The organism is Leclercia sp. UBA7405 (genome assembly GCF_037152215.1).
Lineage (GTDB): Bacteria > Pseudomonadota > Gammaproteobacteria > Enterobacterales > Enterobacteriaceae > Enterobacter > Enterobacter pneumoniae.
This window is the reverse complement of the sequence record NZ_JBBCMR010000001.1, coordinates 172,580-185,478: the sequence shown is the minus strand read 5'-3', so window position 1 is coordinate 185,478 and position 12,899 is coordinate 172,580. Positions and strand designations below refer to the sequence as shown.

The 12,899-nt window shown below is 53.0% G+C and carries 11 protein-coding genes; 6 read left to right on the top strand and 5 right to left on the bottom strand.

What is annotated here, in order from left to right; all coding sequences use genetic code 11:
• Positions 1 to 45: 45 nt before the first annotated feature.
• Positions 46 to 699, bottom strand: a complete 654-nt coding sequence (gene acrR, locus WFN75_RS00880; protein WP_046884432.1) for a multidrug efflux transporter transcriptional repressor AcrR — start codon at positions 697 to 699, stop codon at positions 46 to 48.
• Positions 700 to 841: 142 nt separating this feature from the next.
• On the opposite strand from acrR, the gene acrA reads away from it, so the two are divergent.
• From acrA to WFN75_RS00855, 5 genes are all read left to right on the top strand, one after another.
• Positions 842 to 2,035, top strand: coding sequence for a multidrug efflux RND transporter periplasmic adaptor subunit AcrA (gene acrA / locus WFN75_RS00875; RefSeq protein ID WP_263616392.1), 1,194 nt, complete (start codon positions 842 to 844; stop codon positions 2,033 to 2,035).
• 22 nt (positions 2,036 to 2,057) lie between these two features.
• Positions 2,058 to 5,195: a multidrug efflux RND transporter permease subunit AcrB gene (gene acrB / locus WFN75_RS00870; protein ID WP_040076873.1), complete on the top strand. Its 3,138-nt coding sequence runs from the start codon at positions 2,058 to 2,060 to the stop codon at positions 5,193 to 5,195.
• A 491-nt stretch (positions 5,196 to 5,686) separates the two neighbouring features.
• The gene (gene tomB, locus WFN75_RS00865; protein ID WP_046884434.1) at positions 5,687 to 6,079 is read left to right on the top strand and encodes an Hha toxicity modulator TomB; all 393 of its coding nucleotides are present in this window, start codon (positions 5,687 to 5,689) and stop codon (positions 6,077 to 6,079) included.
• Positions 6,080 to 6,087: 8 nt separating this feature from the next.
• On the top strand, positions 6,088 to 6,306 hold the full coding sequence (locus WFN75_RS00860; RefSeq protein ID WP_040076875.1) for an HHA domain-containing protein: 219 nt from the start codon (positions 6,088 to 6,090) through the stop codon (positions 6,304 to 6,306).
• Positions 6,307 to 6,581: 275 nt separating this feature from the next.
• Positions 6,582 to 7,046: a YlaC family protein gene (locus tag WFN75_RS00855; RefSeq protein ID WP_040076876.1), complete on the top strand. Its 465-nt coding sequence runs from the start codon at positions 6,582 to 6,584 to the stop codon at positions 7,044 to 7,046.
• A gap of 71 nt (positions 7,047 to 7,117) precedes the next feature.
• Here the strand turns inward: WFN75_RS00855 and ykgO are convergent, their stop codons facing one another.
• Together ykgO and WFN75_RS00845 are read right to left on the bottom strand one after the other, a co-directional pair.
• Entirely contained in the window at positions 7,118 to 7,258 is a 141-nt protein-coding gene (gene ykgO / locus WFN75_RS00850; RefSeq protein WP_003859006.1) for a type B 50S ribosomal protein L36, read from the bottom strand.
• A 2-nt stretch (positions 7,259 to 7,260) separates the two neighbouring features.
• Positions 7,261 to 7,521: a type B 50S ribosomal protein L31 gene (locus WFN75_RS00845; protein WP_040076878.1), complete on the bottom strand. Its 261-nt coding sequence runs from the start codon at positions 7,519 to 7,521 to the stop codon at positions 7,261 to 7,263.
• A 219-nt stretch (positions 7,522 to 7,740) separates the two neighbouring features.
• Here WFN75_RS00845 and WFN75_RS00840 point away from each other — a divergent pair, with 219 nt between their 5' ends.
• Positions 7,741 to 9,300 carry an EAL domain-containing protein gene (locus WFN75_RS00840; RefSeq protein ID WP_286809791.1) on the top strand — a complete coding sequence of 520 codons (1,560 nt, stop codon included), beginning with the start codon at positions 7,741 to 7,743 and terminating at the stop codon, positions 9,298 to 9,300.
• Positions 9,301 to 9,342: 42 nt separating this feature from the next.
• On the opposite strand, the gene WFN75_RS00835 is transcribed toward WFN75_RS00840, so the two are convergent.
• Both WFN75_RS00835 and WFN75_RS00830 read right to left on the bottom strand, forming a co-directional pair.
• Complete coding sequence (locus WFN75_RS00835) at positions 9,343 to 9,696, bottom strand: DUF1428 domain-containing protein (RefSeq protein WP_046884438.1); 354 nt, start codon at positions 9,694 to 9,696, stop codon at positions 9,343 to 9,345.
• A gap of 60 nt (positions 9,697 to 9,756) precedes the next feature.
• Positions 9,757 to 12,843: a beta-galactosidase gene (locus WFN75_RS00830; RefSeq protein ID WP_336995447.1), complete on the bottom strand. Its 3,087-nt coding sequence runs from the start codon at positions 12,841 to 12,843 to the stop codon at positions 9,757 to 9,759.
• Positions 12,844 to 12,899: the final 56 nt, after the last annotated feature.

The window sequence follows — 12,899 nt, the reverse complement described above, 5'->3', positions numbered from 1 at the left end:
AGCGGAATAGCGCCAACGCTTTCGACCAGGAAAATTCCTGGCTACTCAGGCGGATAAGATATCGGGGCTGGATCGCAGCGTGGGGCAGAGCTGGTACATCTCCAGCAGAATCTCTACATAGTCCCTCGCTTCGCGTTTTAAATCGAACGACTGGGGGGCAAAGAGCCAGTTCTCCATTATGCCGGAGATATAACTGCGCATCAGAATTGCGGCACGGCGGGTAAGTAAATTGGCGGGGAGCATTTTCGCATTAATACAGTGCACAAGTGACTGTTCTATACGATCGTAGCTCTCAAGGCAAAGGCGTCGCTGCGCTTGTTGCACAACGGCCATTTCGCCGACAAATTCACATTTATGAAAGATAATTTCCATCATTAATCGGCGACGCTCTTCATTAACTGTCGCCTCAAGAACATAGACCAGAATTTCTCTGAGAACGGACAGTGGATCGTCAGGGAATTTTGCCCGATACTCAGTCTCTAGATCGCCAATACTGGATTCTGAAAGCTCCCAAATTTCACCGAATAAATCTGACTTATTTTTGAAATGCCAGTAAATCGCGCCCCGTGTCACGCCCGCCGCTTGCGCAATCTGCGCCAGCGAGGTGGAAGAGACACCCTGTTGCGAGAACAAGCGCATAGCAACATCAAGAATGTGTTGTCGCGTCTCAAGTGCTTGTTGTTTGGTTTTTCGTGCCATACCTTGGTGAATTAACAGGAGTCAGATTTACATACATTTATGAATGTATGTACCATAGCACGACGATAATATAAACGCAGCAATGGGTTTGTGGACGTTTGATCCATTGATCAATTTGAAATCGGACACTCGAGGTTTACATATGAACAAAAACAGAGGGTTAACGCCTCTGGCGGTCGTTCTGATGCTTTCAGGCAGCTTAGCGCTTACAGGATGTGACGACAAACAGGCTCAACAAGGAGCGCAACAGATGCCAGAAGTTGGCGTTGTGACGCTCAAAACTGAACCTCTTCAGATAACCACTGAATTGCCCGGTCGTACCAGCGCTTACCGTATTGCGGAAGTTCGTCCTCAGGTGAATGGCATTATCCTGAAACGTAATTTCACCGAAGGTGGCGATGTTAAAGCGGGTGACTCTCTGTATCAGATTGATCCAGCAACCTATCAGGCCTCTTACGAAAGCGCGAAAGGCGATCTGGCCAAAGCACAGGCAGCGGCGAAGATCGCACAGCTGACGGTTAACCGTTATCAGAAACTGTTGGGTACCCAGTACATTAGCCAACAAGAATATGATAGCGCTCTGGCAGATGCCCAGCAGGCGAGTGCGGCGGTTGTCGCGGCAAAAGCCGCCGTTGAGACTGCACGTATTAACCTGGCCTATACTAAGGTCACCTCACCTATCAGCGGCCGTATCGGTAAATCGTCCGTCACCGAAGGGGCGTTGGTGCAGAACGGTCAAACCACCGCGCTGGCCACCGTGCAACAGCTCGACCCGATTTATGTGGACGTCACCCAATCCAGCAACGATTTCCTGCGCCTGAAGCAAGAGCTGGAAAACGGCACGCTGAAACAAGAGAACGGCAAAGCGAAAGTGGAACTGGTGACCAGTGACGGCATTAAATTCCCTGAAGCGGGAACGCTGGAATTCTCGGACGTCACCGTTGACCAGACCACTGGCTCTATTACCCTGCGTGCCATCTTCCCGAACCCGAACCATACGCTGCTGCCAGGTATGTTCGTGCGTGCGAACCTGGAAGAAGGGACAAACCCAACAGCGCTGCTGGTACCTCAGCAGGGTGTCACTCGTACACCGCGCGGTGATGCGAGCGTACTGGTTGTTGGCGCAGAAGATAAAGTCGAAACCCGCAACATCACTGCCACTCAGGCAATTGGTGATAAATGGCTGGTAACGAAAGGTCTGAAAGATGGCGATCGCGTCATTGTGACCGGCTTGCAGAAAGTACGTCCAGGCGCACAAGTTAAAGCGCAGGAAGTTGCCTCTGACGAAAAACAACAAGCTTCGGCCGCTGGCCAGTCAGAACAGTCCAAGTCTTAACTTAAACAGGAGCCGTTAAGACATGCCTAATTTCTTTATCGATCGCCCCATATTCGCATGGGTGATCGCCATTATTATCATGCTAGCTGGGGGACTTGCGATCCTGAAGCTGCCTGTCGCGCAATATCCAACGATTGCGCCGCCGGCGGTGACGGTCTCCGCAACCTACCCAGGGGCTGATGCGAAAACGGTGCAGGACACCGTAACGCAGGTTATCGAACAGAACATGAACGGTATCGATAACCTGATGTACATGTCCTCCAACTCTGACTCCACCGGTACGGTTCAGATCACCCTGACCTTCGAATCCGGTACCGATGCGGATATCGCGCAGGTACAGGTGCAGAACAAACTGCAGCTGGCGATGCCACTGCTGCCGCAGGAAGTACAACAGCAGGGCGTGAGCGTCGAGAAATCGTCCAGTAGCTTCCTGATGGTTGTCGGCGTAATCAACACCAACGGCACCATGACCCAGGAGGATATCTCCGACTACGTGGGCGCCAACATGAAGGACGCCATCAGCCGTACTTCGGGTGTGGGTGACGTACAGCTGTTCGGTTCCCAGTACGCGATGCGCATCTGGATGGATCCGAACAAACTGAACAACTTCCAGTTGACGCCGGTTGACGTAATCAACGCGATTAAAGCGCAGAACGCCCAGGTTGCAGCCGGTCAGTTAGGCGGTACACCGCCGGTGAAAGGCCAGCAACTGAACGCCTCAATCATCGCGCAAACGCGTCTGACCTCTGCCGATGAGTTCAGCAAAATTCTGCTGAAAGTGAACCAGGACGGTTCTCAGGTTCGCCTGCGCGATGTGGCGAAGGTTGAGCTGGGCGGCGAGAACTACGACGTCATTGCTAAGTTTAACGGCCAGCCGGCATCCGGTCTGGGTATTAAACTGGCGACCGGTGCGAACGCCCTTGATACTGCGACTGCCATCCGTGAAGAACTGAAGAAAATGGAACCGTTCTTCCCGTCTGGCCTGAAAATTGTTTATCCATACGACACCACCCCGTTCGTTAAGATCTCGATTCACGAAGTTGTGAAAACCCTGGTCGAGGCGATCATCCTGGTGTTCCTGGTAATGTATCTGTTCCTGCAGAACTTCCGTGCGACGCTGATTCCAACCATCGCCGTTCCGGTCGTACTGCTGGGTACCTTTGCGATACTGTCAGCCTTCGGCTTCTCGATAAACACGTTAACGATGTTCGGGATGGTACTTGCCATCGGCCTGTTGGTGGATGACGCCATCGTGGTGGTTGAGAACGTTGAGCGCGTGATGTCCGAAGAGGGCCTTCCGCCGAAAGAAGCCACGCGTAAATCAATGGGCCAGATCCAGGGCGCACTGGTCGGTATCGCGATGGTACTGTCCGCTGTATTTATCCCGATGGCCTTCTTTGGCGGTTCGACCGGTGCCATTTACCGTCAGTTCTCTATCACTATCGTGTCAGCGATGGCGCTGTCGGTGCTGGTGGCATTAATCCTGACGCCAGCGCTTTGTGCCACCATGCTGAAACCGATTCAGAAAGGTGGACACGGCGAGCATAAAGGCTTCTTCGGTTGGTTTAACCGCATGTTCGATAAGAGCACGCACCACTACACCGACAGCGTAGGTAACATTCTGCGCAGCACCGGTCGTTATCTGCTGCTCTATATCATTATTGTGGTCGGTATGGCCTACCTGTTCGTTCGTCTGCCAAGTTCGTTCCTGCCAGAAGAAGACCAGGGCGTGTTCCTGACCATGGCGCAGTTGCCTGCGGGTGCTACGCAAGAACGTACCCAGAAAGTGCTGGATGAGGTTACGGATTACTACCTCACCAAAGAGAAAGCCAACGTTGAATCCGTGTTTGCGGTAAACGGCTTCGGCTTTGCGGGTCGTGGTCAGAACACCGGTATCGCCTTCGTCTCTCTGAAAGACTGGGCTGACCGTCCGGGCGATGAGAACAAGGTCGAAGCCATTACTGGCCGTGCGATGGGCACCTTCTCGCAGATTAAAGATGCGATGGTCTTCGCCTTCAACCTGCCAGCGATTGTGGATCTGGGTACGGCAACCGGCTTCGACTTCCAGCTGATTGACCAGGGTAACCTGGGCCATGACAAACTGACTCAGGCGCGTAACCAGCTGTTTGGCGAAGTCGCGAAACATCCTGACCTTCTGGTAGGCGTGCGTCCTAACGGCCTGGAAGATACTCCGCAGTACAAGATCGATATTGACCAGGAAAAAGCACAAGCCCTGGGCGTGTCTATCAGCGACATCAATACAACTCTGGGCGCAGCCTGGGGCGGTAGCTACGTTAACGACTTCATCGACCGTGGTCGCGTGAAGAAAGTGTACGTGATGTCCGAAGCGGAATACCGTATGTTGCCGAACGACATCAACAACTGGTACGTTCGTGGTAGCAATGGCCAGATGGTACCGTTCTCTGCCTTCTCCACTTCCCACTGGGAATATGGTTCGCCACGTCTGGAGCGTTATAACGGTCTGCCGTCGATGGAAATCCTCGGTCAGGCAGCACCAGGCAGAAGTACCGGTGAAGCCATGGACATGATGGAAGAGCTGGCAAGTAAACTGCCTGCGGGTATCGGTTACGACTGGACGGGGATGTCCTATCAGGAACGCCTCTCCGGTAACCAGGCCCCTGCCCTGTATGCCATCTCGCTGATTGTGGTCTTCCTCTGTCTGGCTGCACTGTACGAGAGCTGGTCCATTCCGTTCTCGGTCATGCTCGTTGTCCCACTGGGGGTTATCGGTGCGCTACTTGCCGCAACCTTCCGCAGTTTGAACAACGACGTATACTTCCAGGTGGGCCTGCTGACAACCATTGGCTTGTCGGCGAAGAACGCGATACTTATCGTCGAATTCGCCAAAGATCTGATGGATAAAGAGGGCAAAGGGCTGATTGAAGCGACTCTGGAAGCGGTACGTATGCGTCTGCGTCCAATCCTGATGACCTCCCTGGCATTTATCCTCGGGGTTATGCCGCTGGTTATTAGCTCTGGCGCAGGCTCCGGTGCGCAGAACGCCGTAGGGACGGGCGTAATGGGTGGGATGGTTACTGCAACCATTCTGGCTATCTTCTTCGTTCCGGTGTTCTTCGTGGTGGTACGTCGCCGCTTCAGCCGTAAGAACGACGATATTGAGCATAACCACCCGGTTTAAGTGACCGATACCGGTTTCACTTGATAAAAAGGCCGCATTTGCGGCCTTTTTTATCTCTAATGAAAATCATAAAATACGCTTATTGCGAATTATTTATTTAATGCCATTCTCTGAGGGCATATCATATTTAAACGAAATCTTTTACATAAATTCTCAAATTTATGGAAAGGCCCCACTATAATAAGATTATTCCTGGCGATTGCCCTTAATGTTCTTAAGTTATGTCTGTTTCCATACTGGGTTCGCCAGTAACATCATGATTGCTATAGATGTAAGATAATTTTCCCTTTAACTCATCGGATTAGATGGCGACATCCTGCGTTCGCGCTGCGTAATTGTAATTTTTCGTAATAGCGCGGTGAAATCCGAATCAGAGTGTCTTATAGTTAAAGAGAAGAGGAAAAAGCGCCGTTTGAAAGGTTTTTAGTAAGTTGTATCCATCCCGAAATCGATGTTCGGTGAGTAAAAAATCACTCAGAAGGGGATGCGCTATGGACGAATACTCTCCAAAAAGGCATGATATTGCGCAGTTGAAATTTCTCTGTGAATCCTTGTACCATGATTGCCTCGCCAACCTTGATGACAGCAACCATGGCTGGGTTAATGACCCAACCTCTGCCATCAATTTGCAGTTAAACGAGCTCATTGAACATATAGCGACCTTCGCTCTTAATTATAAAATTAAGTACAACGAAGATAATAAGTTGATCGAGCAAATTGACGAGTACCTGGACGATACATTTATGCTGTTCAGTAGCTATGGCATTAACTCACAAGATTTGCAGAAATGGCGTAAATCTGGCAATCGCCTCTTTCGCTGTTTTGTGAATGCAAGCAGAGCAAATCCTTTAGGCTCGTATGTTAAAACTATTACAAACAATTAGGTGGATTTATGTCTGAAAAACCATTAACTAAAACAGATTATTTGATGCGTCTGCGACGTTGTCAGTCAATTGATACGCTGGAGCGCGTTATTGAAAAAAATAAATATGAGCTTTCGGATAATGAGCTGGCGGTATTTTATTCAGCAGCCGATCATCGCCTTGCAGAACTGACGATGAATAAGCTGTACGATAAAATCCCTACATCTGTGTGGAAATTTGTACGTTAATCATTTGCCTGATTTAATGAGACAGCGAAACCCCGTTTGTCGTTAACTTCTCGTTTTTATGTCACTATGGCGGTTCGCCGCTTCCGGCACGTGCGGGCGAAACTCATCGCCCCGGGATACCCTGCTTCGCCTTAAGCCGCCCTTTAATGTTGACCACCGTCCACGCCACTGCAACTGTTATGTTTTTTCGCGGTGAAACTGTTACTTTTTTCGAACAATAGGGTCACTTAAAATGTACAGGTTCCCCTGTGTGTACCGACTTTTAAAGGCAGAAGATGACCGAAATACAGCGCCTGCTCACCGAAACCATCGACGATCTCAACGCGCGTGAAAAGCGCGACAACAAGCCGCGTTTTAGCATCAGCTTTATTCGTAAACACCCTGGGTTATTCGTTGCCATGTACGCCGCCTGGCTGGCGACATTGGTGGTGATGTTACAGTCGGAGACTCTGGTGGGATCCGTGTGGTTGTTGGTGATTCTGTTTATCGTCTTTAACGCATTCTTTTTCTTCGATGTGAATCCCCGCTACCGCTATGAAGATATCGATGTGCTTGATTTCCGCGTGTGCTACAACGGGGAGTGGTACAACACCCGCTATGTGCCGGGCCAGCTGATCGACGATATCCTGCACTCACCGCAGGTCGAAGAAGAACAAAAAGCTAAGCTGCAAAAAATGATCGCCACCAAAGGCGAGCTCTCTTTCTACGACGTGTTTACCCTCTCCCGCACGCCTGCCTGATGTTGCGCCTGACTTGCCGCCGACATCCCGTCGGCAGCAAGCAGCCCTTCCCCGATAAACAGACGCTACGCTTAACGTCTCTTTTTACGCCCCTGCACCGCCTTAAAGCGCGGGTTTGATTTGCAGATAACATAAAGTCGCCCTTTACGCTTTACGATCTGACAATCAGGGTGGCGCTGTTTTGCACTGCGTAATGAGTTCAGAACCTGCATGTTTAACCTCTTTTAACATCGATAAAACGGCCAAAGCGCTGACGGAAACGCGCTGTGCTGCCCTCGTTGGAGAACGATTTCTGTTTGCCGGTATAAAACGGATGCGATTGCGACGATACCTCGATGGTCACATAGGGCCATGTCTGCCCGTCGAGCTCGATTTCACGATCGGTTTTAATGGTTGAGCCGACTTTGAAGAACGCATTGGCGCTGGTGTCGTGAAACACGACAGTACGGTAGTGGGGGTGAATATTCTGTTTCATCTTTATCTCGTCATGTTTTGTTATAACATAACAATTAGCTTATCTGAGGCAGATGATAAAAACAACCGCCTTCAACCTTCGCTCTCTTTTCACAGCGTGATTGTGCTGAATGAAATCAACGTCAGCCGCGTGCTATAACACTATTATTAAGCCACTCTCTCTATTCCGTCATTCGCTTGCGCGCCACAGGTACTGGCGTGGCAAAAAGGAAACTGGAGCATGACAACCCGACACCTGGTCAAGCTGGTGACCTGCGTACTGATTCTTGCCGTGCTTGCACCGCTGGGCCTGAGCGTATGGCTCGCTCACCGCCATGCCGAAGAGAAGTTTTATACAGACCTGGATAATTACGCGTCCCGCATACTGCTTCGTACGAATCGGGTACTGGAACAGGGAAAATCTGCTCTGATGCACATGCAGCAGTTTAAGGGGCCGATCTGTGGCCCAGAGCATGCGCTGGAAATGCGTCGGGTCTCTTTCTCTCATCGCTATCTGCAGGAAGTGATTTACGTCGATAACCTGAAACCGCTCTGCTCATCGCTGGAACGTACCAGCCACGGGCAGCCTTTTCCCCGGGCAATGCGGATAACCCCGGACGGCTATCGCGCCTGGCTTACCGCACAAAACGATATCGGCGTTGACCGTTATATGGCGGCGCTTGGCACGCACAATTATATCGTGATGATGGATCCGGCATCGCTCATCGATGTTCTCCCCTTCGGCTCCTGGCCCATTGAGGTTGCGCTGGTTGGATTACGCCGCAATATCGTCTTCGCGAGCAGTAGCCATCTCGAGATATCTCTTCTGAATCGGCTTCAGCAAGCCGAAGATAATCATCTGCAGTACGACGGTACCCTCTATAACATTCACAACGTACCCGACCTCGGTATCGCAATCGTGACATGGTCCTCCCTGCGCCCGCTACAAGAAAACTGGCTCAATCAGCTCTATTTTTGGCTCCCTTTTGGTATCTTGCTTAGCGTGTTAACGACCGGGTTCGTGTTGAGAATTTTAAAGCGTCTGCAATCTCCCCGGCATCGCCTGCTGGATGCCATTAACGCCCGCGAGATCGTTGTGCACTATCAGCCCATCGTTGAACTCAGTAGCGGTCGCATCATCGGTGCAGAAGCACTTGCCCGCTGGCCGCAGCAAGATAAGAGCTATCTTTCGCCGGACATTTTTGTCCCGCTGGCGGAACAGACCGGTCTTATCACAAATCTGACGGCGTTGATCATTGAGCAGGTCTTTGAGGATCTGGGTGAGTGGCTACACCAGCATCCGCACCTGCATGTCTCTATCAATCTGGCTCCCGCCGATCTGCTTTGCCGATCGCTGCCTGCACTATTAAGCCGCTTACTGAACCAGTGGCAGATCCCGCCTGCGCAAATAGCGCTGGAGCTCACCGAGCGGGGATTTGCCGACCCTGCCGTCAGCGCCCCCGCCATTGCGGGTTTTCGGCGTGCCGGCCACGCGATCTATATTGATGATTTCGGAACAGGTTACTCCAGCCTCAGCTATTTGCAGGATCTGGACGTAGACACGCTCAAGATCGATAAATCTTTCGTTGATGCGCTGGAGTATAAAAACGTGACGCCCCATATCATTGAAATGGCGAAGTCATTGAAACTGGCCATGGTGGCAGAAGGGGTAGAAACCGAAGGCCAGCTGGAGTGGTTGCGTCGCCACGGTGTGCAATATGGCCAGGGTTGGCTGTACAGCAAGGCACTACCGAAGGAGGCCTTTATCACCTGGGCCGAACACAACCTGGATCCCGAGTAATTCGAACCTGACAGAAAGCCCGGCGGGTGCCGGGCGACAGGATTACTCGTCAAGCAGCGGAGAAAAACCTCCGTAGATCATCCGTTTGCCATCGAAAGGCATGGAATCACCCATCTCTTTCATGCGGGGATCGTTCATCATCTTCTGGTTCGCCGCATCACGCACCTCCTTCGAGGGATATTCGATCCAGCTAAAGACAACTTCTTCCCCCTCTTCCGCTTTCACCGCCATGCGAAAATCGGTCAGTTTGCCATCCGGCACGTCGTCAGCCCAACACTCGACAATGCGAAGCGCGCCAAATTCTTTAAAGAGTGGCGCAGCCTTCGCCGCCAGCTCGCGATACGCCTCTTTACTGCCTGCAGGAACGGCGAGGACAAAACCATCGACATACTTCATCAGTAAAACCTCCGAAGTGACTGTACGGCTACGTGGTGTAGCCGTATCTGCCGATCAAGTTTAGTTCTGCTGCCAGCTAAACGCGTAGCGCACCCGTTTCTGTTGCAGGATAAACTCCGGGGATACGCTCGGACTCCAGGAGTCATCGCCGCCGACGCCCATATGGAATCCATCAAGATGCAGCCAGCAGCCCGCCTCTTCCTTCAGGAGATGATGATGCGACGTTTCGCGCAGCTGCGTCTGGCTGTAGCGGCTCACGGCAAAATGGAAGGCCCCACGTAGGTGATGAGCGCCTAACCGGAGTTCGCGGGTATCACAGCGCAGGCCGTTATCCGTAGGGAAAATATAGGGCGTATGCATTTCTGCCAGCGGCAAGGTCCAGCGGCCCTGGCGCGCGGCCAGTTTGCGGTCCGGATAGTTTTCATATGGCCCAAGCCCACTCCAGCTCACGGTATGCGGTACAGAGGCCAGTTGGCAGCTCAGCCCGATACGTGCCGGCTCAGGAATATCATTCGCCACCTGCACCTCGACATCCCCCATCAGCACGCCCTGATCGGTGATACGCCAGTTCTTGCGGCTGATAAACAGCAGTTTGCTTTCACTCTCCCAGGCGTGCACCGTGGTGATCTTCACGTCACGGGTATGCTGTTCACCTTCGCACTGCAGCAGGTGCGGGGTCAGATTATACATACCTGCCGCTTTCCAGCGCTCAACCCAGGCGTTGGGATCGATGCGGGTCACTTCGCTGACGCCGATATCATTATCGAGCGGCGCACGGGTAAAGCTATCGCAAAGGGGAGCCAGCAGCGTGGCGTCACCCGCCTTCCACCACTGGGTCAGATCCCCACTCTGCCGACTGAATTGCCAGCGCTGCTCGCCGTGGGTGACCACCAGCGCATCATCTTCAACGATTAAGCAGGGTTTTTCCCCTGCCGCCACGGCCGGGGCGATAAACAGCGGAACAGGAAGCTGCCACTGATCCCATGCGCAAAGGTGATTTTCTGGCGACCAGGCGGTCGCCGCAGGCTGAATAACCTCCACGTTCAACCAGACCTCACCCGGTGCTGCCTTCAGCTCTGGCAGTTCTAGCACGATGCGCTGCGTTCCTTGCGGAGCAATATTCAACGTCACCTCGCCAGAGGCCAGCACTTCACCGTCGCGCGCCACTGACCAGCGCAGCAGCTCGTTATCTGTCGTGCGGAACAGATAATCGCTCTGCACCTCAATCTCCAGCGGGGAGCAACTGATGCGGGTGAAGGTGAAGAACTGCTGCGCGCGCTGGGCTTCGTAAAGCGCGGGATGCGGCGTGCGGTCCGGGAATACCAGCCCATTCAGGCAGAACTGACGGTCGTTAGGCTTATCACCAAAATCGCCGCCATACGCCCAGTAAGCCCTGCCCTCATCGTCATGTCGGGTTAGCGCCTGATCAACCCAGTCCCAGACGAATCCCCCCTGCAGGCGTGGATAGCTGCGAAACGCCTCCCAGTATTTGGCGAACCCGCCGAAGCTGTTGCCCATCGCATGGGCATATTCACAGAGGATGAGCGGACGCGTTTCATCTGGCATCCCTATCCACTTTTTGATTGACCACTTTGGCACGGCCGGGAAAGGCTGGTCCTGATCGACACGGGCGTACATAGGGCAGACAATATCGGTTGCCGCCGTGTTTGCTCCACCGCCCTCATACTGTACCGGACGGGTGGGATCGGTGGTTTTTATCCAACGGTAGAGGGCGTCGTGATTAGCGCCATGTCCGGACTCATTGCCCAGGGACCAGATAATAATCGACGGATGGTTACGATCGCGCTGTACCATCCGGGTGACACGTTCGCTCATCGCAGGCAGCCAGCGTGGATCGTCGGCCAGTCGGCTCATCGGCACCATGCCATGGGTTTCGATATTGGCCTCATCGACCACGTACAGCCCGTAGCGATCGCACAGACGGTACCAGAGAGGATGATTAGGGTAGTGTGAGCAGCGTACAGCGTTAAAGTTGTGCTGTTTCATCAGCTCAATGTCGCGACGCATGGTCGCTTCATCCATAACCTGGCCGCGCTCAGGGTGATGCTCATGACGGTTCACCCCGCGAATCAGCAGCGGTTTGCCGTTGACTTTCAACAATCCGTTGCTGATTTCCACGTGGCGGAAGCCAACGTCACAGGCTTCCGTCTCCAGAACCTTGCCTTGCGCATCGTGGAGCGCAATGGTCAGACGGTAAAGCTCGGGTGACTCCGCACTCCAGAGGGCCGGTTCCGCCACGGGCAGGGTCGCCACCACTCGCTCTTGCCAGTTACCCCGCTCATCTATGACCGCGGTACCCGCTCTGCCGCTGACATTGCCCACCCGCACATCATCACGCCAAAGCGTGAACCGCACTTCGCAATCCGCATAATCTGGCCCTTCCAGCTTCACCTCCAGCTGTAACGTCGCCCGGTCAAATTCCGCGTTCAGGGCGGTGACCACCTGGTAGTCAGCAATGCGTGTGTCTGGTTTATGCAGCAGCGTGACATCACGGAAGATGCCACTCATGCGCCACATGTCCTGATCTTCCAGATAGCTCCCGTCACACCAGCGCAGCACCATCACCGCCAGGCGATTACTCCCCACGCGCAGTACATTCGTCAGATCAAACTCAGCGGGTAGACGGCTATCCTGGGAATACCCCACCCACTGGCCATTACACCAGAGGTAAAAGGCCGAGTTCACTCCATCAAAGACGATGCGCGTCTGACCGCTTTGCAGAGACGCGCTATCCATCTCAAATGTGAGCGAGTAACAGCCGGTAGGATTTTCCGCGGGTACGAAAGGGGGATTAACCGCAATGGGATAGGTAACGTTAGTATAGATGGGGGTATCGAAACCCTGCATTTGCCAGTTTGAAGGCACCGGCATACCGGCAGCATCCGGGCAATCACTGTGTATCCAGCTCTCCGGAACCTGTTCTGGTGCACTGAAAAAGCTGAATTGCCACTCACCGTTCAAAGAACGCAATGCCGACGAGGGCTGCTCGTCACGCGCGCTGTTCTCCTCTGGCCAGCCGCTGAGGGGGGCATGGGCAGGAAGTCGATTCCATTGAGTGACGCCGGGATTTTCCCAGTCACGGCGGGCAAGGATAGCGCTGAGAGTCAGCGGAGCAGGACAGGACATAATTACCTCTTTGCGAAGCGCTCACAATTTTAGCTAACATGCCCTGGAGAAAGGAT